Origin of the sequence: Leclercia sp. LSNIH1, from assembly GCF_002902985.1 — a bacterium.
Classification (GTDB): domain Bacteria; phylum Pseudomonadota; class Gammaproteobacteria; order Enterobacterales; family Enterobacteriaceae; genus Enterobacter.
In genome coordinates this window covers 16,726-38,583 of sequence record NZ_CP026167.1, presented here as the reverse complement: position 1 = coordinate 38,583, position 21,858 = coordinate 16,726, and the positions used below count along the sequence as shown (strand labels likewise).

General features: G+C 54.4%; 25 protein-coding genes, 1 tRNA gene and 1 pseudogene. 20 read left to right on the top strand and 7 right to left on the bottom strand.

What is annotated here, in order from left to right:
* Positions 1 to 56 precede the first annotated feature (56 nt).
* Positions 57 to 754 (top strand): IS1-like element IS1B family transposase gene (locus C2U54_RS00220; protein ID WP_227525589.1). Its coding sequence is split into 2 segments (ribosomal slippage): positions 57 to 306 and positions 306 to 754, totalling 699 coding nucleotides; the frame shifts between segments, so codons are not numbered across the junction.
* Positions 755 to 765: 11 nt separating this feature from the next.
* Here the strand turns inward: C2U54_RS00220 and C2U54_RS00215 are convergent.
* Positions 766 to 960: pseudogene (locus C2U54_RS00215) on the bottom strand (family 1 glycosylhydrolase); the annotation flags it as partial.
* Positions 961 to 1,074: 114 nt separating this feature from the next.
* On the bottom strand, positions 1,075 to 1,806 hold the full coding sequence (locus tag C2U54_RS00210) for a MurR/RpiR family transcriptional regulator (RefSeq protein WP_103176879.1): 732 nt from the start codon (positions 1,804 to 1,806) through the stop codon (positions 1,075 to 1,077).
* Between the two features lie 52 nt (positions 1,807 to 1,858).
* Between C2U54_RS00210 and yqfB the strand changes: the two genes are divergently transcribed.
* Both yqfB and trhA read left to right on the top strand, forming a co-directional pair.
* Positions 1,859 to 2,170: a N(4)-acetylcytidine aminohydrolase gene (gene yqfB, locus C2U54_RS00205; RefSeq protein WP_103176878.1), complete on the top strand. Its 312-nt coding sequence runs from the start codon at positions 1,859 to 1,861 to the stop codon at positions 2,168 to 2,170.
* Positions 2,171 to 2,335: 165 nt separating this feature from the next.
* Positions 2,336 to 2,995, top strand: coding sequence for a PAQR family membrane homeostasis protein TrhA (gene trhA / locus C2U54_RS00200; RefSeq protein ID WP_103176877.1), 660 nt, complete (start codon positions 2,336 to 2,338; stop codon positions 2,993 to 2,995).
* A gap of 85 nt (positions 2,996 to 3,080) precedes the next feature.
* Here the strand turns inward: trhA and ygfZ are convergent, their stop codons facing one another.
* Positions 3,081 to 4,061 (bottom strand): tRNA-modifying protein YgfZ, encoded by a 981-nt coding sequence (gene ygfZ, locus C2U54_RS00190; RefSeq protein ID WP_103176876.1) that lies wholly within the window; start codon positions 4,059 to 4,061, stop codon positions 3,081 to 3,083.
* A 303-nt stretch (positions 4,062 to 4,364) separates the two neighbouring features.
* Here ygfZ and sdhE point away from each other — a divergent pair, with 303 nt between their 5' ends.
* Together sdhE and C2U54_RS00180 are read left to right on the top strand one after the other, a co-directional pair.
* Positions 4,365 to 4,631: an FAD assembly factor SdhE gene (sdhE, locus tag C2U54_RS00185; RefSeq protein WP_103176875.1), complete on the top strand. Its 267-nt coding sequence runs from the start codon at positions 4,365 to 4,367 to the stop codon at positions 4,629 to 4,631.
* The gene (locus tag C2U54_RS00180; protein WP_103176874.1) at positions 4,612 to 5,025 is read left to right on the top strand and encodes a protein YgfX; all 414 of its coding nucleotides are present in this window, start codon (positions 4,612 to 4,614) and stop codon (positions 5,023 to 5,025) included. Before sdhE ends, C2U54_RS00180 begins: the two co-directional genes overlap by 20 nt.
* A gap of 4 nt (positions 5,026 to 5,029) precedes the next feature.
* Here the strand turns inward: C2U54_RS00180 and fldB are convergent, their stop codons facing one another.
* The gene (fldB, locus tag C2U54_RS00175; protein WP_103176873.1) at positions 5,030 to 5,551 is read right to left on the bottom strand and encodes a flavodoxin FldB; all 522 of its coding nucleotides are present in this window, start codon (positions 5,549 to 5,551) and stop codon (positions 5,030 to 5,032) included.
* Positions 5,552 to 5,621: 70 nt separating this feature from the next.
* Here fldB and xerD point away from each other — a divergent pair, with 70 nt between their 5' ends.
* From xerD to ompA, 9 genes are all read left to right on the top strand, one after another.
* Positions 5,622 to 6,548: a site-specific tyrosine recombinase XerD gene (xerD, locus tag C2U54_RS00170; RefSeq protein ID WP_409201128.1), complete on the top strand. Its 927-nt coding sequence runs from the start codon at positions 5,622 to 5,624 to the stop codon at positions 6,546 to 6,548.
* 21 nt (positions 6,549 to 6,569) lie between these two features.
* Positions 6,570 to 7,283 (top strand): bifunctional protein-disulfide isomerase/oxidoreductase DsbC, encoded by a 714-nt coding sequence (gene dsbC, locus C2U54_RS00165; RefSeq protein ID WP_103176871.1) that lies wholly within the window; start codon positions 6,570 to 6,572, stop codon positions 7,281 to 7,283.
* A 5-nt stretch (positions 7,284 to 7,288) separates the two neighbouring features.
* Positions 7,289 to 9,022, top strand: a complete 1,734-nt coding sequence (recJ, locus tag C2U54_RS00160; RefSeq protein ID WP_103176870.1) for a single-stranded-DNA-specific exonuclease RecJ — start codon at positions 7,289 to 7,291, stop codon at positions 9,020 to 9,022.
* Between the two features lie 90 nt (positions 9,023 to 9,112).
* Positions 9,113 to 10,211, top strand: a protein-coding gene (gene prfB, locus C2U54_RS00155; protein ID WP_103176869.1) for a peptide chain release factor 2 whose coding sequence is annotated in 2 segments (ribosomal slippage) — positions 9,113 to 9,187 and positions 9,189 to 10,211 — 1,098 coding nt in all. Because the reading frame shifts where the segments join, the coding sequence is not laid out codon by codon here.
* A 9-nt stretch (positions 10,212 to 10,220) separates the two neighbouring features.
* Complete coding sequence (gene lysS, locus C2U54_RS00150; protein ID WP_103176868.1) at positions 10,221 to 11,738, top strand: lysine--tRNA ligase; 1,518 nt, start codon at positions 10,221 to 10,223, stop codon at positions 11,736 to 11,738.
* 224 nt (positions 11,739 to 11,962) lie between these two features.
* Positions 11,963 to 12,700: an amidase activator ActS gene (actS, locus tag C2U54_RS00145; RefSeq protein WP_103176867.1), complete on the top strand. Its 738-nt coding sequence runs from the start codon at positions 11,963 to 11,965 to the stop codon at positions 12,698 to 12,700.
* Positions 12,701 to 12,780: 80 nt separating this feature from the next.
* Positions 12,781 to 12,854: transfer RNA gene (locus C2U54_RS00140), tRNA-Gly, on the top strand.
* Positions 12,855 to 13,034: 180 nt separating this feature from the next.
* Complete coding sequence (locus C2U54_RS00135; protein ID WP_103176866.1) at positions 13,035 to 13,664, top strand: helix-turn-helix domain-containing protein; 630 nt, start codon at positions 13,035 to 13,037, stop codon at positions 13,662 to 13,664.
* Between the two features lie 115 nt (positions 13,665 to 13,779).
* Positions 13,780 to 14,823, top strand: a complete 1,044-nt coding sequence (gene ompA / locus C2U54_RS00130) for a porin OmpA (protein ID WP_103176865.1) — start codon at positions 13,780 to 13,782, stop codon at positions 14,821 to 14,823.
* Positions 14,824 to 14,877: 54 nt separating this feature from the next.
* On the opposite strand, the gene C2U54_RS00125 is transcribed toward ompA, so the two are convergent.
* Positions 14,878 to 15,240, bottom strand: a complete 363-nt coding sequence (locus C2U54_RS00125; protein ID WP_233210492.1) for a hypothetical protein — start codon at positions 15,238 to 15,240, stop codon at positions 14,878 to 14,880.
* Between the two features lie 185 nt (positions 15,241 to 15,425).
* Between C2U54_RS00125 and yjdI the strand changes: the two genes are divergently transcribed.
* Both yjdI and C2U54_RS00115 read left to right on the top strand, forming a co-directional pair.
* Positions 15,426 to 15,656 carry a 4Fe-4S mono-cluster protein YjdI gene (gene yjdI / locus C2U54_RS00120; protein WP_040074154.1) on the top strand — a complete coding sequence of 77 codons (231 nt, stop codon included), beginning with the start codon at positions 15,426 to 15,428 and terminating at the stop codon, positions 15,654 to 15,656.
* 10 nt (positions 15,657 to 15,666) lie between these two features.
* Positions 15,667 to 15,939: a GNAT family N-acetyltransferase gene (locus tag C2U54_RS00115; RefSeq protein ID WP_103176863.1), complete on the top strand. Its 273-nt coding sequence runs from the start codon at positions 15,667 to 15,669 to the stop codon at positions 15,937 to 15,939.
* A 37-nt stretch (positions 15,940 to 15,976) separates the two neighbouring features.
* On the opposite strand, the gene C2U54_RS00110 is transcribed toward C2U54_RS00115, so the two are convergent.
* Together C2U54_RS00110 and C2U54_RS00105 are read right to left on the bottom strand one after the other, a co-directional pair.
* Positions 15,977 to 17,206: an amino acid permease gene (locus C2U54_RS00110; RefSeq protein ID WP_103176862.1), complete on the bottom strand. Its 1,230-nt coding sequence runs from the start codon at positions 17,204 to 17,206 to the stop codon at positions 15,977 to 15,979.
* Positions 17,207 to 17,324: 118 nt separating this feature from the next.
* A complete protein-coding gene (locus C2U54_RS00105; protein WP_103176861.1) occupies positions 17,325 to 17,786 on the bottom strand; it encodes a multidrug/biocide efflux PACE transporter in 462 nt (153 codons plus the stop codon).
* 104 nt (positions 17,787 to 17,890) lie between these two features.
* On the opposite strand from C2U54_RS00105, the gene C2U54_RS00100 reads away from it, so the two are divergent.
* The 4 genes from C2U54_RS00100 to C2U54_RS00080 all read left to right on the top strand — a co-directional run bounded on the left by C2U54_RS00100 (position 17,891) and on the right by C2U54_RS00080 (position 21,716).
* Positions 17,891 to 18,766: a LysR family transcriptional regulator gene (locus tag C2U54_RS00100; RefSeq protein WP_103176860.1), complete on the top strand. Its 876-nt coding sequence runs from the start codon at positions 17,891 to 17,893 to the stop codon at positions 18,764 to 18,766.
* 110 nt (positions 18,767 to 18,876) lie between these two features.
* Positions 18,877 to 19,353 (top strand): cupin domain-containing protein, encoded by a 477-nt coding sequence (locus tag C2U54_RS00095; protein ID WP_246843865.1) that lies wholly within the window; start codon positions 18,877 to 18,879, stop codon positions 19,351 to 19,353.
* 171 nt (positions 19,354 to 19,524) lie between these two features.
* Positions 19,525 to 20,703 (top strand): acetyl-CoA C-acetyltransferase, encoded by a 1,179-nt coding sequence (locus C2U54_RS00090; protein WP_103176858.1) that lies wholly within the window; start codon positions 19,525 to 19,527, stop codon positions 20,701 to 20,703.
* 329 nt (positions 20,704 to 21,032) lie between these two features.
* The gene (locus tag C2U54_RS00080; protein ID WP_103176857.1) at positions 21,033 to 21,716 is read left to right on the top strand and encodes a porin; all 684 of its coding nucleotides are present in this window, start codon (positions 21,033 to 21,035) and stop codon (positions 21,714 to 21,716) included.
* Positions 21,717 to 21,858 lie beyond the last annotated feature (142 nt).

The window sequence follows — 21,858 nt, the reverse complement described above, 5'->3', positions numbered from 1 at the left end:
GGGTGATGCTGCCAACTTACTGATTTAGTGTATGATGGTGTTTTTGAGGTGCTCCAGTGGCTTCTGTTTCTATCAACTGTCCCTCCTGTTCAGCTACTGACGGGGTGGTGCGTAACGGCAAAAGCACTGCCGGACATCAGCGCTATCTCTGCTCTCACTGCCGTAAAACATGGCAACTGCAGTTCACTTACACCGCTTCTCAACCCGGTACGCACCAGAAAATCATTGATATGGCCATGAATGGCGTTGGATGCCGGGCAACCGCCCGCATTATGGGCGTTGGCCTCAACACGATTTTCCGCCATTTAAAAAACTCAGGCCGCAGTCGGTAACCTCGCGCATACAGCCGGGCAGTGACGTCATCGTCTGCGCGGAAATGGACGAACAGTGGGGCTATGTCGGGGCTAAATCGCGCCAGCGCTGGCTGTTTTACGCGTATGACAGGCTCCGGAAGACGGTTGTTGCGCACGTATTCGGTGAACGCACTATGGCGACGCTGGGGCGTCTTATGAGCCTGCTGTCACCCTTTGACGTGGTGATATGGATGACGGATGGCTGGCCGCTGTATGAATCCCGCCTGAAGGGAAAGCTGCACGTAATCAGCAAGCGATATACGCAGCGAATTGAGCGGCATAACCTGAATCTGAGGCAGCACCTGGCACGGCTGGGACGGAAGTCGCTGTCGTTCTCAAAATCGGTGGAGCTGCATGACAAAGTCATCGGGCATTATCTGAACATAAAACACTATCAATAAGTTGGAGTCATTACCGCCTCGTGGTTAGGGTAGTATTTGCCGTCAACTACCTCCTGGGTGATTTCACGCGGTACGCCGTGCGCGCCGCCGGTCAGCACGTCACAAATGCTCGGGCCTTTGCCGCCTTTGTTCCAGCCGCCTTCAACCTGATGCGCCGCAACCGCGCCGCCCCATAAAAAGTCTTTTGGTAAGGTGAGTTTTTTCATCTTTGCTAATCTCATTTATTGCTATTGTTTTTGAGTCTAACAAAGGGGAATAAAATGTCACGATATAACAATTCGTGAGAGTTGTAATATGTTACACCGAAAAAACAGGGTGTTTTATTCCGTTAATTTCTTCGCCAGTTTACGCCCCAGCGATTCAAGAATATAAATAACCGGAATCTGCGTGGTAATATCGTAGACGCCTGCGATACGCGTTTGCGGAACATGCCATGAGAGGTTAAAGTCCGCCAGTTTCGCCAGCCGCGAATGTTCGTGGCTGGTAATGGAGAGTACCTTGCAGTGATGCAGGCTGAACTGGCTGGCGAAGCGCAGGATCTCTTCGGTTTCGCCCGAGACCGAGAGCACAATCGCCAGCGCATTTTTTGCCATATCGTTAGTGACCGGGAAATAAGGGTCGTCGATATGGTTGCTGAATTTTCCAATATTGGAAAAGAACCGTGCGCCATATTTTGCCAGCGAACCTGAAGTTCCCGCGCCGACAAATATAATACGTTCCGAGGATAATATAATATCCACGGCGTTATTTAATAGCGCGTCAAATTCGTCGTTGTTTACGCTTTTGAAAAAACTGATAATCTCACTGGCGCCAAAATTAGCCTGCTGCGGTTCGTTTTGCTCAAGGTATAATTTAAACCGCACGCGGAATTCCGAATAGCCATCGCAGTTCAGCTTGCGGCAAAAGCGCAGCACGGTGGTGGTGGACACCCCCGCCGCATCCGCCAGTTCACGAATGGTCATGTACATCACCCGATCGCGGTTTTTAATGACGGTGTTGTAGACCATCATCTCCAGGTTGTTGAGGCTGGCAATGGCGGAATGGGAGAACATGCTCACTGGGGCTAAACTCACTCATCAGACTTCATCTTCAGGGAATAATAACATGCAGCCAAACGACATCACTTTTTTTCAGCGCTTTCAGGATGACATTCTGGCCGGACGTAAGACCATTACTCTCCGCGATGAAAGCGAATCACATTTCAAAGCGGGCGATGTGCTGCGGGTGGGGCGTTATGAGGATGACGGCTACTTTTGCACCATTAAGGTTACAGGCACGTCGACGGTCACGCTCGATACGCTGAGTGAAAAACATGCTCAACAGGAGAACATGTCCCTGGACGAACTGAAGCGGGTAATTACAGACATTTACCCGGACCAGCATCAGTTTTATGTTATTGAATTTAAATGCCTTTAAGTTTTTATGTGAACAGCCGTTAGCTGAAATAATCCCTTAACCTTATGATTGTAATAAATAAATTTTAAACTGATATTTATTTTAGCGAACAGGTGTTCACTGGAATCATTCTCAGTTAGCATAGACAGCGAGACATTATTCACTTTTGTTTTCCCGGAGTTATCTATGGTTAGCAAACCATTAACCACACAGGGATATTCGCTGGCTGAGGAGATAGCCAACAGCATTAGCCACGGTATTGGCCTGGTGTTTGGCATCGTTGGGCTGGTGTTGCTGCTGGTTCAGGCCGTCGACACTAACGCCAGCACGCTGGCGATCACCAGCTACAGCCTCTACGGCGGGAGTATGATCCTGCTGTTTTTGGCCTCCACCTTGTACCACGCCATTCCCCATCAGCGGGCCAAGATCTGGCTGAAGAAATTTGACCACTGCGCGATCTATCTGCTGATTGCCGGAACCTATACGCCGTTTTTGCTGGTCGGGCTGGATTCACCCCTGGCGCGTGGGTTGATGATTGTTATCTGGAGCCTGGCGCTACTGGGGATCCTGTTTAAGCTCACCATCGCGCACCGCTTTAAGGTGCTGTCGCTGGTGACCTATCTGACCATGGGCTGGCTGTCGCTGATTGTGATCTATCAGTTGGCGGTAAAACTGGCGGCGGGCGGTGTGACACTGCTGGCGGTGGGCGGAATTGTCTATTCGCTGGGGGTCATTTTTTACGTCTGCAAGCGCATCCCCTATAACCACGCTATCTGGCACGGGTTTGTACTGGGCGGCAGCGTGTGCCATTTCCTGGCGATTTATCTGTACGTCGGGCAGGTCTAATAAAAATTGCCGGGTGGCGGCTTCGCCTTACCCGGCCTACGGGTTTTGTAGGCCCGGTAAGCGCAGCGCCACCGGGCAACAGCTATCACTCTTCCAGCGAATAGGGCAGCGGCTCAATGCTTAACGTATTCACATCCTCACGGACGCGGAACACGCTGTCTGGCTCCATATCATTATTCATCACGGCCTGAACCAGCAGGCGGCCATCGTCAAGCTGAACGGCAGCCAGTATGGTGCCGGTACGGCGCCAGTTATCACCCATTTTCAGCTCCAGATCTTCACCGGCTTCCGGTACGCGACTGGCTTTACCCGCCAGATACCAGAGTGCGCGTTTGTTGGCGCCGCGGAACTTCGCGCGGGCAACCATCTCCTGACCGGTATAGCAGCCTTTTTTAAAGCTGATACCGCCCAGCGCCTGAAGGTTGGTCGCCTGCGGAATAAACTGCCCGCTGTTGGCGGCATCGATAACCGGAATGCCCGCTTCAATGTCCAGCGACAGCCACTGCTGGCTGTTATTTAACTGCGCTTCGCCACGCAGGGCCTGGGTCACGCGCTCGGCGGTAGCGACATCGGTTACCAGTAAGAAACGCTCTGCCGGATGTTCAAACCACAGCAGCGAGGTAGCCCCGTCGTTGGTGACCTGTTTTTCTGCATCAGGCAGTTCGCTGAACAGGTTTTTCAGCGCGGCGCGCGCCTGGAAGCCCGCCACACCCAGCAGCACCTGCTCGTCATCGGCCGCGATGATCACTTTAGAGAATACCGCATACTTTTTCAGCTCGGTGAGCTGGGCGTCGCGCAGGCTACGACGTTCGATCAGGGCAAAACCATCCTGACGACGGAAGAGGCGCAGGTTGCTCCACATCTTGCCTTTCGGATCGCAGTGCGCCGCCAGCAGATGCTGGTGTTCGGTCAGCTGACTGACATCCGCGGTCACCTGGCCCTGCAGGTACTTTTCGCTGTCCACGCCGACGAGGGTTGCCAGCGCCCAGTCATCAAGGGTCATAAGCGTCAGCGGCAGACGCGCAGAGGCGACAGGCTGGCGCGGAGAAAAGGGTGTAAATGCCATATTGATGTCCTGAATTGCTTAACGCTTTGATAATGCCTAATGGTAAAAGAGACTGTAGCCATTGCAAGCGGTTTCAACAGGCTATTCGTGCCCTTAGCCTAATCTACGTAACGCTACGCAAAACAGCTGAACACGCTTATTTATTGTGGTTTTTTGTGGAAGCCTGCTCCTGGAACACAATATTCCAGTAATGAAACAGCAAAAAACACGTTACACTAAGAGCCGTTTCTTCCCGGTTGAGCACGTTTCTCTGCCGATACGAACGGAACACTGCCTGAACTCAACGTTATGCAGGAATCAGACATGGACATTAATAACAAAGCCCGCATTCACTGGGCATGCCGTCGCGGCATGCGCGAACTCGATATCTCCATCATGCCGTTCTTCGAATACGAATATGACAGCCTGAGCGATGAGGATAAGCATCTCTTCGTTCGCCTGCTGGAGAACGACGATCCCGATTTATTTAACTGGTTGATGAATCACGGCAAACCCGCCGACGCCGAGCTGCAACGGATGGTGCTTTTAATTCAGACACGGAATCAGGAACGTGGTCCTGTGGCAATCTGATCTACGCGTCTCATGGCGCGCCCAGTGGATGTCGCTTCTGCTCCACGGCCTGGTCGCGGCTGTTATTCTTCTGATGCCGTGGCCGCTGAGCTACACCCCGTTATGGCTGATGCTGCTGTCGCTGGTGGTGTTTGATAGCGTACGCAGTCAGCGGCGCATTAACGCCCGTCAGGGTGAAATCAAACTGTTTATGGATTCCCGTCTGCACTGGCAGGAGAGCGAGTGGGAAATTGTCGGCACGCCGTGGATGCTGAACTCCGGCATGATGCTCCGCTTACGCAAAGGCGCGGGTCAACGCTGCCATCATTTATGGCTTGCGGCAGACAGTATGGATGAAGCGGAGTGGCGGGATCTGCGTCGGATGATGTCGCACCAGCCGACGCAGGGGCGGTAGTGGTTTAGCTGAACTGCTCCGCCATTTCGCCAAGGATTTGCTCGCACCAGCTCTGCAGGCGCTCTTCACTGAGGTCGTACTGGTTGGTTTCATCCAGGGCCAGCCCGACAAACAGCTCTCCGTCGGCGATAATCGGTTTCTTGCTGGTAAACTCATAGCCTTCTGTCGGCCAGTAACCGATGAACGTGACCCCTTTCGGTGCCAGCTTGTCATGCAGCATCCCCAGCGCGTCGAGGAACCACTCGCCGTAGCCCAGCTGATCGCCCATGCCGTAAAGCGCGATAATTTTGCCTTCAAGCGCCAGGGAGTCGAGCTGATCCCAGATGGCTTCCCAGTCTTCCTGCAGTTCACCGAAATCCCAGGTCGGGATGCCGAGGATCAGCACGTCGTACTGCTCCATCATCGATGGGGCATCATCTTTGAGATTGTGCAGGGTGACCAGTTCCGGGCCGATAATGTCGCGAATTTTCTCTGCGGCCATCTCGGTGTAGCAGGTGCTGGAACCATAAAACAGACCAATATTCATCGCTAAAATGTCTCAATACTTGCTATGACTTTGCGAGTAGTGTACCAGAAACAAGACCCATTCAGGCATAATGCCCCATTGCAGAACGAAAGAGGCGGACGTGGAAAAGGATCTCTCACTCATCGAACAGTTTCTCGATGCGCTCTGGCTGGAGAAGAATCTTGCCGAGAACACCCTCAGCGCCTACCGACGCGATCTGGCGATGCTGGTGGCATGGTTACACCATCATGATCTCTCTCTGGCCACGGCCCAAAGCGACAATTTGCAGGCGCTGCTTGCCGAGCGGATGGAAGGGGGATATAAAGCCACCAGTTCCGCGCGGCTGCTGAGCGCCATGCGGCGTCTGTTTCAGCACCTTTATCGCGAGAAGATACGCCCTGATGATCCCAGTGCGGCACTGGCGTCGCCAAAACTGCCCCAGCGTTTGCCAAAAGATCTCAGCGAAGCGCAAGTTGAGAGATTATTACAGTCGCCAGTGGTTGACCAACCGCTGGAGTTACGCGATAAAGCGATGCTCGAAGTGCTTTACGCCACAGGATTACGCGTGTCTGAACTGGTCGGGCTGACGATGAGCGATATCAGTCTGCGCCAGGGCGTGGTACGGGTGATCGGTAAAGGCAATAAAGAGCGTCTGGTGCCGCTGGGTGAAGAGGCGGTTTACTGGCTGGAGAACTATCTTCAGCATGGCCGCCCCTGGTTGCTGAACGGTGTCTCCATTGACGTGCTGTTTCCCAGCCAGCGCGCGCAGCAAATGACACGTCAAACCTTCTGGCATCGCATCAAACATTACGCCACACTGGCGGGTATCGACAGTGAAAAACTTTCGCCGCACGTTCTGCGTCACGCGTTTGCGACCCATCTTCTGAATCACGGCGCCGATCTGCGCGTGGTCCAGATGCTGCTTGGGCACAGTGACCTGTCAACGACGCAAATCTACACGCATGTCGCGACGGAACGCCTGCGGCAGCTACACCAACAGCATCACCCACGTGCGTGATGACTTGTAACAGGAACCAATATGAAAAAGTCTTTAGTGCTGTTCTCTCTGCTGGCAGCGTCATTATCCGGCCTGGCGCATGCTGACGATGCGGCCATCAAACAGTCTCTGGCGAAGCTTGGTGTCACCAGTAGCGAAATTCAGCCTGCGCCCGTTGCGGGCATGAAAACGGTACTGACCAACAGCGGCGTGCTGTATGTGACCGAAGACGGTAAGCACTTTATCCTGGGACCGCTGTACGACGTGAGCGGCGCGCAGCCGGTTAACGTTACCAACCAGATGCTGATGAAAAACCTGAACGCGCTGGAAAAAGAGATGATCGTCTACAAAGCGGCGCAGGAAAAACATGTCATTACCGTCTTTACCGACATCACCTGCGGCTACTGCCACAAGCTGCATGAAGAGATGAAAGATTACAACGCGCTGGGGATCACCGTGCGTTATCTCGCCTTCCCGCGTGCGGGCGTGCAGAGCCAGCCTGAGCAGGACATGAAGGCCATCTGGTGTGCGAAAGATCGCAACAAAGCCTTTGATGATGCCATGAGCGGTAAAGGCGTTAAGCCTGCCTCCTGTGATATCGACATTGCCAATCACTACGCGCTGGGCGTGCAGTTTGGTGTGACCGGTACGCCTGCGATCGTGCTGAGCAACGGCTATGTTGTGCCGGGCTACCAGGGGCCGAAAGAGATGAAAGCCTTCCTTGATGAGCACCAGAAACAGTTTGGCGGTAAATAATTCGCGTGAAATCTTCGACACAACTTCGTCGTCGTGAAGTGGACGAGAGCGCCGCGTTACCCGCGACGCTCCCTCCGCTGTTGCGTCGGCTCTATGCCAGCCGTGGCGTGCGAAATGCAGATGACCTTGAACGCAGCGTAAAGGGTATGCTCTCCTGGCAGCAGCTTAGCGGCGTCGAACGCGCCACCGAGCTGCTGTACAACGCCCTGCGGGAAGGAACGCGCATCATTGTGGTGGGGGATTTTGACGCCGATGGCGCCACCAGTACCGCGCTGAGCGTGCTCAGCCTGCGGGCGATGGGGTGCGACAACGTCTCATATCTGGTGCCGAACCGCTTTGAGGATGGCTATGGCCTGAGTCCGGAAGTGGTGGATCAGGCTCACGCCCGCGGCGCGCAGATGATCCTGACGGTGGACAACGGGATCTCCTCCCACTCCGGAGTTGAGCGCGCCCATGAATTTGGCATCCCGGTGCTGGTCACCGATCACCACCTGCCTGGGGATACCTTACCGGCGGCAGAAGCGATCGTTAACCCCAACCTGCGCGACTGCGACTTCCCGTCGAAATCGCTGGCGGGGGTGGGGGTGGCTTTCTATCTGATGCTGGCGCTGCGTACACGGCTGCGTGATGAAGGGTGGTTTGACGCTAAAGGTATTGCGCCGCCTAATCTGGCGGAATTCCTTGATCTGGTGGCGCTGGGCACCGTAGCGGACGTGGTGCCGCTGGATGCCAATAACCGTATTCTGACCTGGCAGGGTTTGAACCGCATTCGGGCGGGGAAATGCCGTCCGGGTATCAAGGCGCTGCTGGAGATCTCCAACCGGGACCCGCTGCGGCTGGCGGCCAGCGATCTCGGCTTTGCCCTTGGCCCGCGTCTGAACGCTGCCGGACGTCTGGACGATATGTCGGTGGGCGTAGCGCTGCTGCTGTGCGATAACATCGGCGAGGCGCGCGTACTGGCCAACGAGCTGGACGCGCTGAACCAGACCCGCAAAGAGATCGAGCAGGGGATGCAGGCCGAAGCCCTGATCCTCTGCGAAAAGCTGGAGCGCAGCGGCGACTCGCTGCCCGGCGGGCTGGCGATGTATCACCCCGAGTGGCATCAGGGGGTGGTGGGCATCCTCGCCTCGCGCATTAAAGAGCGTTTTCACCGCCCGGTGATCGCCTTTGCCCCTGCCGGAGACGGCACCCTGAAAGGATCCGGCCGCTCGATTCAGGGGCTGCATATGCGCGACGCGCTGGAGCGCCTGCATACGCTGCATCCGGGGCTGATGATTAAATTTGGCGGCCACGCCATGGCGGCGGGACTGTCGCTGGAAGAGGCGAAATTTGACCAGTTCCAGCGCCTGTTCAGCGAGCTGGTCACCGACTGGCTGGATCCGGCTCTGCTCCAGGGCGAAGTGGTCACCGATGGCCCGCTGGCGCCGGCGGATATGACCATGGAGGTGGCGCAGATGCTGCGCGACGCCGGTCCGTGGGGGCAGATGTTCCCGGAGCCGCTGTTTGACGGGCGTTTTCGCCTGCTGCAACAGCGTCTGGTGGGGGAACGGCATCTGAAGGTGATGGTGGAACCGGTTGGCGGCGGTCCGCTGCTGGACGGTATCGCCTTTAACGTGGACACCACAATCTGGCCTGATAACGGCGTACGCGAAGTCGAACTGGCCTATAAACTGGATATTAACGAGTTTCGCGGCAACCGCAGCCTGCAAATCATCATCGACCATATCTGGCCACTTTAGCATCACTATTCCGCTATAAAAAAGGGCGTGAATCCGGTACAATTCCGCCCTTACACCGCATTTTTACTCGTCCATAAAAGAAAACAGACCATGTTTGAAATTAATCCGGTAAAAAACCGCATTCAGGACCTCACCGAGCGCTCCGACGTTCTTAGGGGGTATCTTTGACTACGATGCCAAGAAAGAGCGTCTTGAAGAAGTAAACGCCGAGCTGGAACAGCCAGACGTCTGGAACGAACCTGAACGCGCACAGGCGCTGGGTAAAGAGCGTTCCTCTCTCGAAGCTATCGTAGATACGCTGGATCAAATGGCGCAGGGTCTGGATGATGTTTCCGGACTGCTGGAGCTGGCCGTTGAGGCCGACGACGAAGAGACCTTCAACGAAGCTGTCGCAGAGCTCGACGGGCTGGAAGAGAAGCTGGCACAGCTGGAATTCCGTCGTATGTTCTCCGGCGAGTACGACAGCGCCGACTGCTACCTTGATATCCAGGCCGGTTCCGGCGGTACAGAAGCCCAGGACTGGGCCAGCATGCTGACCCGCATGTATCTGCGTTGGGCTGAAGCCCGCGGCTTCAAGACTGAGATTATCGAAGAGTCTGAAGGCGAAGTGGCAGGCCTGAAATCTGTCACCATCAAGATCATTGGCGATTATGCCTACGGCTGGCTGCGTACTGAAACCGGCGTACACCGTCTGGTGCGTAAGAGCCCGTTCGACTCCGGCGGTCGCCGCCATACCTCGTTCAGCTCCGCGTTTGTCTATCCGGAAGTGGACGAAGATATCGACATCGAAATCAACCCGGCAGATCTGCGTATCGACGTCTACCGCGCATCCGGTGCGGGTGGTCAGCACGTTAACCGTACGGAATCTGCGGTGCGTATTACCCACATCCCTACCGGGCTGGTGACACAGTGCCAGAACGACCGTTCCCAGCATAAAAACAAAGACCAGGCCATGAAGCAGATGAAAGCGAAGCTTTATGAGCTGGAGATGCAAAAGAAAAATGCTGAGAAACAGGCGATGGAAGATAACAAGTCTGATATCGGCTGGGGCAGCCAGATCCGTTCTTACGTCCTTGATGACTCCCGCATCAAAGACCTGCGTACCGGTGTCGAAACCCGTAACACGCAGGCGGTGCTGGATGGCAGCCTGGACCAATTTATCGAAGCAAGTTTGAAAGCAGGGTTATGAGGAACCAACATGTCTGAACAACAAGCACAGGGCGCTGACGCGGTAGCCGATCTTAATAATGAACTGAAAACCCGCCGCGAGAAGCTGGCTGCGCTGCGCGAGCAGGGCGTGCCGTTCCCGAACGATTTTCGCCGCGATCGTACCTCAGACCAACTGCATGCTGACTTCGACGCTAAAGAGAACGAAGAGCTGGAAGCGCTGAACATCGAAGTGGCCGTTGCTGGCCGCATGATGACCCGTCGTATCATGGGTAAAGCCTCCTTTATTACGCTGCAGGACGTGGGTGGCCGTATTCAGCTGTACGTCTCCCGTGACGATCTGCCGGAAGGCATCTACAACGAGCAGTTCAAGAAGTGGGACCTGGGCGATATCCTGGGCGCGAAAGGGAAACTGTTCAAAACCAAGACCGGTGAACTCTCTATCCACTGCACCGAGCTGCGTCTGCTGACCAAAGCCCTGCGTCCGCTGCCGGACAAATTCCACGGCCTGCAGGATCAGGAAGCGCGCTACCGTCAGCGCTACCTGGATCTCATCTCTAACGATGAATCCCGCAAGACCTTCAAAATTCGCTCTCAGATCATGGCCGGTATCCGCCAGTTCATGGTGGGCCGCGACTTTATGGAAGTAGAAACCCCGATGATGCAGGTGATCCCGGGCGGCGCGTCTGCGCGTCCATTCATCACCCATCACAACGCCCTGGACCTGGACATGTACCTGCGTATCGCGCCGGAACTGTACCTGAAGCGTCTGGTGGTCGGTGGTTTCGACCGCGTGTTCGAAATCAACCGTAACTTCCGTAACGAAGGCATCTCCGTTCGTCATAACCCTGAGTTCACCATGATGGAACTCTATATGGCCTACGCGGATTACAAAGATCTGATCGAGCTGACCGAATCCCTGTTCCGCACCCTGGCGCAGGACATTCTGGGCACCACTGAAGTGCCGTACGGCGAAGAGGTGTTCGACTTCGGTAAGCCGTTCGCTAAGCTGACAATGCGTGAAGCAATCAAGAAATACCGTCCGGAAACCGAGATGGCCGATCTGGATAACTTCGACTCTGCGAAAGCTATCGCTGAGAGCATCGGTATCAAGGTTGAGAAGAGCTGGGGTCTGGGCCGTATCGTGACCGAGATCTTCGAAGAAGTGGCCGAAGCGCACCTCATTCAGCCAACCTTCATTACCGAATACCCGGCTGAAGTCTCTCCGCTGGCGCGTCGTAACGATGTGAATCCGGAAATCACTGACCGCTTCGAGTTCTTCATCGGTGGCCGCGAAATCGGCAACGGCTTTAGCGAGCTGAACGATGCAGAAGATCAGGCGCAGCGCTTCCAGGATCAGGTTGATGCGAAAGCGGCGGGTGACGACGAAGCGATGTTCTTCGACGAAGATTACGTGACCGCACTGGAACACGGCCTGCCGCCGACGGCGGGTCTGGGTATTGGTATCGACCGTATGGTGATGCTGTTCACCAATAGCCACACCATCCGCGACGTGATCCTCTTCCCGGCGATGCGTCCGGTAAAATAATCCCTGTTGCGAAAAAGCCCCGGCGTATATTGCGTCGGGGCTTTTTTTATTGCCTGGCGTTTGTCGCGAAGCGCAGCGGTGAGCCTCTTGCAGCCCGGGCTTCTTCGCCCTTCACGGCCTGGAGCGTAATCGCTGCTACACTGGTTGTCGCGCAGGGTGCTCTTGGGCATCCGTAATGAGGCTGCTATGATAGCGCGGCCATTCACGTTGACCGAGGAACTGTTTTGTTTGCAGGAAGCCCGACGAAAAACCCCGTTTCTGCTCTGTTTTGCCTGATTCTGGCCCTGTTGCTGGCGGGATGCGCGGGCAGTAAATCATCGGATTCTGGCCCGGTGTATACCGTTAAACGCGGTGATACGCTGTACCGTATATCGCGTGCGACCGGCACCAGCGTGAAGGAGCTGGCGCGCCTGAACAATATTTCTCCGCCTTACACCATCGAAGTGGGGCAAAAGCTGAAGATTAACGGTACCAGCAGCACGGCCAGAAAGTCTTCGTCAAAGAGCCGCGGTAAAACCGCTGCGGTCACCCCATCTTACACCGTACCGAAATCTTCCTGGCCGCCTGTCGGGCAGCGCTGCTGGGTCTGGCCTGCCAGCGGCAAAGTGGTGATCCCGTACTCCACCGCAGAAGGGGGAAACAAAGGCATTGATATCGCCGGCACCCGCGGCGCACCGGTGTATGCCTCCGATGCGGGCAAAGTTGTCTATGTCGGCAATCAGCTGCGGGGTTATGGCAATTTGATCATGATTAAGCACGGTGAGGACTACATCACCGCCTATGCCCATAACGACACAATGCTGGTGAATAACGGGCAAAACGTGAAGGCGGGGCAGAAGATTGCGACTATGGGCAGCACCGGCTCCAATACCGTGGCGCTGCATTTCCAGATCCGCTATCGGGCGACGGCTATCGATCCGATCCGCTATTTACCGGCGCCGGGCGGTAAACCGAAGTGCTAAGTGATTATTTTATCGCCACTTAGCAAGCAGGTCTCTTGTCAGCAGAGGCGTAAGGTCTATAATGCCTTACGCACCTCAAAGCGGGCGTAGTTCAATGGTAGAACGAGAGCTTCCCAAGCTCTATACGAGGGTTCGATTCCCTTCGCCCGCTCCAGCTTTTATCTCTGCAACAGCGCGACACAGCATCCGTCCCCGTCGTGCAAAAATTTAAAAATAAACAACCTAAATTTTACCCGCCGTTTATTCATTGCTATATCTGAAGAGAGAAGTAGAGGCCAACCTGCGCAAATCGCAGAGCTATTCTGGCTGCTATCCAACGTTATCAGGTCATACTATGCATCTTATTTCACCCGTTCGTCCCGAAGGGGCCATGCAGCGTCTGCTTGCGGCGCTTGAGCCGATCGCGGATAAACTCCAGGTCATCCCCCGCAAGCGAATGACCTGGACATACAAAGGACGTCCCCAGCTTTACTTTTTTATCGAGGGAGAGTTATCCATTCTGCGTGCCTCTGATGGGCTGTTAATTGTCACGGTTTACGAAGCGCATCTTTTTGGTATTGCGGAGATGATCCAGCCGACAAAAGGCCATATTCTGCGCACCGAAGCGGAGTCGACACTGTTACGGATTGATGCAGGGCGGGCGGCGGAACTTATTTCCCAACAAGGGTTATGGGAGGAGGTGGCAGCGGTGCTCTCCTACCATACTGCTTATCTGTTTTATCGTGACGCGCTAGTGGTACAACAACGAACCTATTCCGTGATACGTAACCACCTGCTGGAGATGATCACGCTGCCGGAACAGACTCGCATGCGTATATCGATCCTCGATTATATTCAGGACAGAACGCTGCTTTCCCGCAGCAGTGTGTTAAATGTCATTTCCGCCCTGAAGCGAGGGGGATATATCAACTTTAAACGTGGCGGTTATCTTCAGGAGCTAAAGAGTTTGCCAGAGAGTTTTTAACTGAAAATTTAATTTTAAACAGAATGATAATTAACCTGACAGCTTTTTTTCTATATCGTTTGCCTACTGAAATTAATAAAGAAATCTATCTACAGTAAGTGTGAACGGGATTGTTATGAAAAAGACTGTTGTTGCGTTAATTATCGCAAATGCTTTTACCGCTACCGCAGCTTTTGCTGCAGGTGATGCCGGAACCTGGTACAGCGGTGGAAAATTAGGTTGGTCGCACTATTTCGATACCAACACGGGTAGCAAAGCGCTGGATAATAACAGTGGCTCAAACCATTTTGATTTAGACCAGGATAATGTGAGTGGCGGTATTTATACCGGTTACCAGATTAACTCCTGGCTTGCTGTGGAAGGTGGTTACGACTATTTAGGGAATATGCAGTTAAACGGCCATCACGCCGGCGCTGGCGCCAGGATGAAAAGTCAGGGGATCCAGATGTCCCTGAAAGCCAGCTATGCCGTCACGCCGAAATGGGACCTGTATGGCCGGGCCGGGGCAATGGGATACCGGGCTGAATCCGATGTAAGCGGTCATAATCGCTTTGAAACCGGAGTCCGCCCGCTGGCTGCTGTAGGAACCGAGTATGCCTTTAACAAAAACTGGGCGGGCCGCCTTGAGTATCAATGGGTAAGCAACGTTGGCAACGCCAACCAGATTGGAGTAAGCAGTGATGTCAGTTCGGTTACGGCCGGGCTGAGCTACCGTTTTGGTCAGCATGAGGACGCACCTGTTGTCGCCACTCCCGCGGCTACCGTTGAACCGGCCCCGGCGCCACAGCGTTTTAACCTGAAATCCGATGTGATGTTTGACTATGACTCTGCAACCCTTACCAGCGAAGGCCACGCAGCGATTCGCCAGCTCTACAATAGCCCGGGTTTACAGCCTGCCAACGACAAGTCGACAGTGGTTATTGGCTACAGCGATCGTATCGGTACGCCTGACTACAATCTGCAACTCTCTGAACGCCGCGCGCAGGCTGTAGCTGATGAACTGGTTGCGCTGGGCATTCCGGCGCAAAACATCACCACAGCAGGCCGCGGTGCGAGTGAGTCCGTGACGGGAGCGCAATGTAATGGTCAGAGCGGCAACGCGCTGATTAGTTGTCTGTCCCCGGATCGTCGGGTGGTGGTAGAGATCAGCAATAAATAAAATTCTGGAACGCTTTTAACCCGGCATTAACCTGCCGGGTTTTTTTATCGAAGATTAGCCGGTAATAACCGGTTTGAGCGCAATATGTATCTGCTGTAACCCCATTTCATTCTTATCTTTCAGGTATTGCTGATTCATCATGGCTAATGCTTCTAATCGGGAAAGAGAAGCGTACACGGGCTGTACATCGCTATCCATTTCAAATATCTCTTTGGGTTTTACATCCTGTAAATATTGCTTTTTTAGCGTGTCGGTAAGCCTCTCTATATCCTGTTTATTGGAATTGTACAGCGAGGCGATATGGGATGTCTGTGCCGGTGGGGCTTTGCTGCCGGGCAGAACTAATGGAATATGCAATCTGTTGATCTGTTCAACTTTGTCCAGTTCCGGGCTGCTACAGCCGGTGATAAAAACCATACTAAATACCAGTATGAGCGGGGATATCTTTCTCATTATCTGACCTGTATTACTGAAAAACAGCGTTAATTATCCAGCGTGGGTAGCCAGATTGCAGATTAATGTTGTTTATTTTTAAACGAGCAGGTTGAATAGAGATGTCGCGCTATGCTTAATCCCAACCATAATAATTCAGAGGCAATGTCATGGATAATGAACTGCTGGAGGCGGGATACCGGGCCTATACCGGTGAGAAAATTGACGTCTACTTCAATACCGGCATCTGCCAACACGCGGGAAACTGCGTGCGCGGCAGCGCTAAGCTCTTCAATCTGAAACGTAAACCGTGGATCATCCCTGACGAAGTGGATGTCGATACGGTCGTGCGTGTGATCGATACCTGCCCAAGCGGCGCACTTAAATACCGCCACAAATAAGCGAGAAACCATGGATATTCAGGAAGGCCATAACAAGTTTTACGTGAACGATGCCGAAGGCAATCAGGTTGCGGAGATCGTCTTTGTCCCCACCGGCGAGCACCTCAGTATCATTGAGCATACCGATGTCGATCCGAGCCTGAAAGGGCAGGGCGTGGGTAAACAGCTGGTGGCAAGGGTGGTGGAAAAGATGCGTGCCGAAAACCGTAAAATTATTCCCCTCTGCCCGTTTGCGAAACACGAATTTGATAACACCCGCGAGTATGACGATATCCGCGCCTGATTCTGAACCTGCAGCAGCGCGCTGCAGGTTCTCTTTTTTAAGCGATAAACATCACCGACACGCATAACACCCCGATAATCAGCGTCAGCACATTGCCGACGGAGCGGTAGGGCTTCAGCGCCGGAATGAGGAATGTCGACAGAGTCGGCATGATGAACAAAATCATGGCGATAAGTGGCCCGCTGATGGCATAGATCATCGAGATGGCATTGGGATTAATGCAGCACACCGCAAAGGTGATCAGGGAGACCCCCATCACCGATACCGCCCGATTAAAGGCCCGGCTTTTCTTTACGCCAACCTGGTTTAATCCTGATTTCACCATCGCTGTAGCCCCCTCAATCACCCCGAAATAGGTGCCGAGAAACGACTTCGACATCGCGATGATGGCGACAACAATCCCGGAGATCCCAAGCCACGAAGGGGAGGAGGGCATCATCGAGAGCGCCGAGAGGATGGTGACCCCTTCCTCTTTCGCGGCGACGATGTAAGAGGGTGGGATCGACATCAGACAGCTGAAGACGAAGAAGAGCACGCTCAGGCAGATAACCAGGTAGGCCACCTTCATGATGCGGGTACATTTGCCCATGGCGGCCTCGCCATATTTCTCCCGCCGGTCGACGGCAAAGGTTGAAATAATCGGCGTATGGCTAAAGGCGAACACCATCACCGGAATGGAGATCCACACCTGGTGCAGAGTGTGCTTATCAACGCTCATCTGGCTGGTGAGCAGCGCGGGTTGCCAGCTGTGGGTGAGATAGAGCGACACCAGCAGGAAGTAAGCGATCAGTGGGAAGACCAGAAAACCCATCACCCGGATGGTGGCATGCCGCCCCATCAGGAAGATCAGATTTAACGCCAGCACGACGCCCAGGCTGACCAGCACCCGCACGGGGGTGTCCACCGTCATATGCTTCGCCAGCTGTTCGGTCAGCGAATTAGTGATCGCCACGGCATAGATCTGCACCACCACAAAAAAGGCGATAAAGTAGAGCGTGGTGATCAGGTTGCCGATCTTTTTCCCGTAGTAGTAGGTCACCGCGCCGGTGATCCCTTCGCTACCTTTGGTTTTTGCAGAGAGGATGAACTGGCATAACGCTTTGTGGGGCCAGTAGGTTAATGGATATGCCACAAGGGCGGTGATGAAAAGGACGACAGCGCCCGCAGATCCCAGTTGGATGGGCAGGAACAGGGTTCCTGCGCCCACGGCAGTGCCGTAGAGGGCAAAGCTCCAGAGGGTCTCTTCTTTAGACCAGATTTTCGACATGAGATAAACGTATCAACTATAAAACCAACAAAAAGGAGACTATTTTACCATAATCAACAGTTGGCCTGGCGGTTGGAACGGTTTTAAGCGGGCCGGAAAGCATTTCCGGCCAGGGGAGTTAAGAGGTGGCAGCCTGCCGCTGTTGGCGTCGCTTAATCATGCGATCGCGCAGGGTATCGTACGCCCAGTTATAAACCATGGTGTACGGCAGGAAGAAAATAAAGAAGCCAATCTCTAAGGTGAAGGCCTGAAGCAGGCTCACGCCCAGCACCAGCGATACAATCCCGACGCCGATAAAGATGAACCCGACTTCAAAGCCCAGCGCGTGCAGGGCGCGGACTTTCGCGGTGCGAGGCACCTTATGCCGCGGCCACAGCCTGTCGAACAGGTAGTTGAAGATGATGTTCCAGATCATCGCCGTGGTGGCGAGGAGAACAGTTAACCCGCCCATCTCCAGTATGGGGCGCTGCATCAGCCACGCGGTGGTCGGGGCCAGGATCGCCGTGGCAATACCCTCAAAACAGACGGCGTGAAAAATGCGTTCCGGCAGTTTTCTGCGCTGAACATCGTTGTGCTGCATAATCTCTTACCTCAAAAACAAGCCAGGACGGCCAATCATGCGGCTATTTTTATCGCTAAAAGTGATATATAAAAGTGAGATTCCATCGATAAAGTAGATACTACATGCGCTACTCACCCGAAGCGTTAACAGCATTTGTCGAGACGGTTGCTGCGGGCTCTTTTTCCGCTGCGGCCCGCCGCCTGCGGAAAAGCCAGTCCACCATCAGCACCGCCATCGCCCATCTGGAGGATGACCTGGGTTTTGCCCTGTTCGACCGCAGTGCCCGCCAGCCGGTACTCACCGCCCAGGGCAAGCAGGTGCTGGGCTATGTGCAGTCGATTCTGGCGGCCAGCGCGCGGCTGGATGAACTGGCGGTATCCCTTAGCGAAGAGACCGAAGCACGGCTCACCTTTGTCCTCTCCGATACCCTGCATCCGGATGTGCTGGAGGAGATGCTGTTTCGTTTTGATGAGCGTTTTCCCCATACCGAATTTGAGTGTCTGATTGGCGAAGAGGAAGATGTCATCGATCTGCTGCAAAAAGGGCGGGCGCAGATTGGCCTCACCGAGGCGCGGGAAAACTATCCCACCGACATTGCCGCCGTTCGCCTTCCCATGCAGACCCATATGGCGATTTATACGTCAGCCAGCCATCCGCTGGCCGCGCAGGCGCGAACGGAGCACGATGAACTGCACAGCTGGCGGGAGCTGCGCCTGAATACCTATCTGGAGCGTGAACCGGTGCTGGCGCAGGGGCCGGTCTGGTCGGCACCTAACTACCTGATGTTGCTCAGCATGGCGGTTCAGGGATTTGGCTGGTGCGCGCTGCCTTGCGCGCTGGTAGAGGAGTTTGCGCCGGCGAAAGCGCTGGTGCAGCTCAATGTGCCGGGCTGGCCGCGCTCGGTGGCGATCGATCTGGTCTGGAATAAACGCTCCCCGCCGGGAACGGCAGGCAACTGGCTGCGCCATTATTTACAGCAAAAAGCGGATCCGCGGTGATCTCTGCCCCCGTCAGTGGCGACATTGAAACGAACTACACTTAGCGGAGTGTAATAACTGACTGAGAAGAGACCATGACCGCTAAAACGAGAATCACACCCCGGACGCTGATGCTCTCCGCCAGAGAGTGGGTGCCGAATAATCCCCATTTGCCGGTGCTGCTCTATAAAGGGGTGATAACGGATGGCGATCGCGCAAGCCAGTTTGAACAACGATTTGCCGACAACGGTTGGCCGCCTCAGTGGCGCGATGGGGTTTTTGATTATCACCACTACCACTCTAATGGGCATGAAGTCTTAGGTATTGCCCGGGGGGCGGCACGCCTCATCGTTGGCGGACCTGGGGGCGAAGAGATCGAAGTAGAAGCGGGAGACGCACTGTTATTGCCTGCCGGAACCGGGCACTGCCGGATATCTGCAACCGACGATTTTCTGGTGGTGGGTGCCTATCCGCCGGGGACGGATGTTGATCTCTGCAAGCAGGCGGCGACGCCGGCCATGCTGGCGCGGATCGTTGCGTTGCCCTTTCCTGAGCGGGATCCGGTCAATGGAAACTCGCCCGCCTTAACCCAGTACTGGAGATCTTGACCCGCCTTGCCCTGCGCCCGCGCAGGTTAAGTTTCCCGGTATCGGCTGAGCAACCATTTCTCTCGGCCCTCCAGAATCCTTTGTGATAAAACTCACTTTTTTTAAACAATTACATCATTAGTTGATAACAATCCTCTACTATGAGCGGTGTCATTTTGCGCAGAGGTAGAGATGAAAGACGTCGTGATAGTGGGTGCATTGCGTACCGCAATCGGCTGTTTCCAGGGAGCGCTCTCACGCCACTCGGCGGTTGAGTTAGGCAGCGTGGTGGTTCGCGCGCTGGTGGAGCGAAGCGGCATTGAGGGACACGAGATCGACGAAGTGATCCTCGGTCAGGTGCTGACCGCAGGCGCCGGGCAAAACCCTGCCCGCCAGGCGGCGCTGAAGGGAGGATTACCCAATACCGTCTCTGCCATCACCATCAACGACGTGTGCGGCTCCGGTTTGAAGGCGCTGCATCTGGCGACCCAGGCGATCCAGTGCGGCGAAGCCGATGTGGTGATCGCGGGCGGCCAGGAGAACATGAGCCGTGCCCCGCACGTGCTCACCGACAGCCGTACCGGGGCGCAACTGGGCAACAGCCAGCTTATCGACAGCCTGGTGCATGACGGGCTGTGGGATGCCTTCAACGATTACCATATGGGGGTCACGGCAGAGAACCTGGCGCGTGAATATGGCATCTCCCGTGAGCTGCAGGACGCCTATGCCCTCAGTTCCCAGCATAAGGCCCGGGCGGCCATCGACGCGGGCCGTTTTCGCGACGAGATCGTACCGGTTGTCGCCCAGAAGCAGGGCGGGGAGAACCTGCTGGTGGATACAGATGAACAGCCGCGCACCGATGCCAGCGCAGAGGGGCTGGCGCTGCTGAACCCTGCCTTTGAGCTCACCGGGTCGGTCACCGCCGGGAATGCCTCCTCGATTAATGACGGGGCCGCCGCAGTGATGATGATGAGCGAGAGCAAAGCCGAAGCGCTGAATCTGCCGGTACTGGCGCGCATCAAAGCCTTTGCCAGCGTGGGTGTTGATCCCGCCTTAATGGGGATCGCCCCGGTTCACGCCACGCGCCGCTGTCTTGAACGGGCAGGCTGGCAGCTGGCGGATGTGGATTTGATCGAAGTGAACGAAGCCTTTGCTGCCCAGGCGCTGTCGGTGGGCAAAATGCTGGAGTGGGACGAACGCCGGGTGAATGTTAACGGTGGAGCGATCGCCCTGGGTCACCCCATTGGCGCATCGGGCTGCCGTATCCTGGTCTCACTGGTGCATGAGATGGTAAAACGCGATGCGCGTAAAGGGCTGGCTACGCTGTGTATCGGCGGCGGACAGGGCGTGGCGTTGGCTATAGAAAGATAATTCGCGTTGATATATATCAATCCAAATAAGCCTCCGATCCCGGAGGCTTATTTGTTTGTGAGCTTCATCATATTTTTACCTCCTGTCAGTAAAATCTCAATCATCCGCAAAATAGTTAACTTATTCCTTGAATCGCTAATAACGATTTAGTGTGATCGCGATCCTTTAAATTCCCCTTAAAAGTCAACATTTGTTGATATTGCTCACGGCTGGGTTTGCCAAAAAAAATGAAACAGATAATTACGATCGAGATCACTAAAATTACGTTTATTAAAAAATAAAATGCAATTCCATAAAAACGAAACATCATTTTAAACGAGGGTTTTTCCATGTTTAAGAAATCTCTGGTCCTTGCTTCACTTATTGGCGCTTCTTTCGCAGCTCAGGCTGTCACCGTGGATCTGCGTCACGAATATATCGATAGCGGCTCGAACGCCGACCGTGTTTCGGTTTCGCACCGTTTCGAAAATGGCTTTGGTTTCTCAGTAGAAGCAAAATGGAAATCTGGCGGCGATAAAGCTGACCAGCCATTTGCGGACGTGGTGGGTAACGGCCATGAAGATCAGATTAGCTGGCGCTGGAAAGCGAACCAGAACATTGCGTTAACACCAGGCTTTACCCTCGAAAGTAAAGACAGCTTCACCATTTATAAACCCTATCTGCACGCGCAATATAGCTTCGATAATGGCTTCTATGTGGCTGCCCGTTATCGCTATGACTACACCCGTTATCCGTCAAGCGCGAATAAAGACGACGATAAAGTTAACCGTGGCGACGCCTGGGTTGGTTGGGTAATGGGCGACTGGCGTACCGAGCTGAACTACGTATACGCGAAAAGTACAGAAGGGAATATTCGTAACAACAATAAAGATTACTCCCAGGAATATAACGTTAAGCTGGCGTACAAAATTGATAAGAACTGGGCTCCGTATGGCGAAGTGGGTAATGTTGGTGTGAAAGACACCGATGAGCGTCAGACCCGTCTTCGTGTCGGCGTAGCTTATTCATTCTAATAATAAGCAATACCTCCGGGATAAACCGGCTCTCAGGAGCCGGTTTTTTTGCGTCTGTAATGTATTATTTTTGCGCTTTATGCCTTATCAGCGGATAAAAAAAGCCCTCCATAAAGGAGGGCAAGGCCAGTTACAGGAACAC

What these genes read in the sequence shown, in the direction of transcription:
- sdhE (WP_103176875.1), top strand. Translation starts at nt 4,365, where the DNA reads ATGGACATTAATAACAAAGCCCGCATTCACTGGGCATGCCGTCGCGGC.
- xerD (WP_409201128.1), top strand. Translation starts at nt 5,622, where the DNA reads ATGCCCCATTGCAGAACGAAAGAGGCGGACGTGGAAAAGGATCTCTCA.
- C2U54_RS00135 (WP_103176866.1), top strand. Translation starts at nt 13,035, where the DNA reads ATGCATCTTATTTCACCCGTTCGTCCCGAAGGGGCCATGCAGCGTCTG.
- C2U54_RS00110 (WP_103176862.1), bottom strand. Translation starts at nt 17,206, where the DNA reads ATGTCGAAAATCTGGTCTAAAGAAGAGACCCTCTGGAGCTTTGCCCTC.
- trhA (WP_103176877.1), top strand. Translation starts at nt 2,336, where the DNA reads ATGGTTAGCAAACCATTAACCACACAGGGATATTCGCTGGCTGAGGAG.
- yjdI (WP_040074154.1), top strand. Translation starts at nt 15,426, where the DNA reads ATGGATAATGAACTGCTGGAGGCGGGATACCGGGCCTATACCGGTGAG.
- C2U54_RS00100 (WP_103176860.1), top strand. Translation starts at nt 17,891, where the DNA reads ATGCGCTACTCACCCGAAGCGTTAACAGCATTTGTCGAGACGGTTGCT.
- C2U54_RS00090 (WP_103176858.1), top strand. Translation starts at nt 19,525, where the DNA reads ATGAAAGACGTCGTGATAGTGGGTGCATTGCGTACCGCAATCGGCTGT.
- C2U54_RS00080 (WP_103176857.1), top strand. Translation starts at nt 21,033, where the DNA reads ATGTTTAAGAAATCTCTGGTCCTTGCTTCACTTATTGGCGCTTCTTTC.
- C2U54_RS00115 (WP_103176863.1), top strand. Translation starts at nt 15,667, where the DNA reads ATGGATATTCAGGAAGGCCATAACAAGTTTTACGTGAACGATGCCGAA.
- fldB (WP_103176873.1), bottom strand. Translation starts at nt 5,551, where the DNA reads ATGAATATTGGTCTGTTTTATGGTTCCAGCACCTGCTACACCGAGATG.
- C2U54_RS00095 (WP_246843865.1), top strand. Translation starts at nt 18,877, where the DNA reads ATGCTCTCCGCCAGAGAGTGGGTGCCGAATAATCCCCATTTGCCGGTG.
- C2U54_RS00210 (WP_103176879.1), bottom strand. Translation starts at nt 1,806, where the DNA reads ATGTTCTCCCATTCCGCCATTGCCAGCCTCAACAACCTGGAGATGATG.
- C2U54_RS00105 (WP_103176861.1), bottom strand. Translation starts at nt 17,786, where the DNA reads ATGCAGCACAACGATGTTCAGCGCAGAAAACTGCCGGAACGCATTTTT.
- C2U54_RS00125 (WP_233210492.1), bottom strand. Translation starts at nt 15,240, where the DNA reads ATGGTTTTTATCACCGGCTGTAGCAGCCCGGAACTGGACAAAGTTGAA.
- dsbC (WP_103176871.1), top strand. Translation starts at nt 6,570, where the DNA reads ATGAAAAAGTCTTTAGTGCTGTTCTCTCTGCTGGCAGCGTCATTATCC.
- lysS (WP_103176868.1), top strand. Translation starts at nt 10,221, where the DNA reads ATGTCTGAACAACAAGCACAGGGCGCTGACGCGGTAGCCGATCTTAAT.
- yqfB (WP_103176878.1), top strand. Translation starts at nt 1,859, where the DNA reads ATGCAGCCAAACGACATCACTTTTTTTCAGCGCTTTCAGGATGACATT.
- ygfZ (WP_103176876.1), bottom strand. Translation starts at nt 4,061, where the DNA reads ATGGCATTTACACCCTTTTCTCCGCGCCAGCCTGTCGCCTCTGCGCGT.
- ompA (WP_103176865.1), top strand. Translation starts at nt 13,780, where the DNA reads ATGAAAAAGACTGTTGTTGCGTTAATTATCGCAAATGCTTTTACCGCT.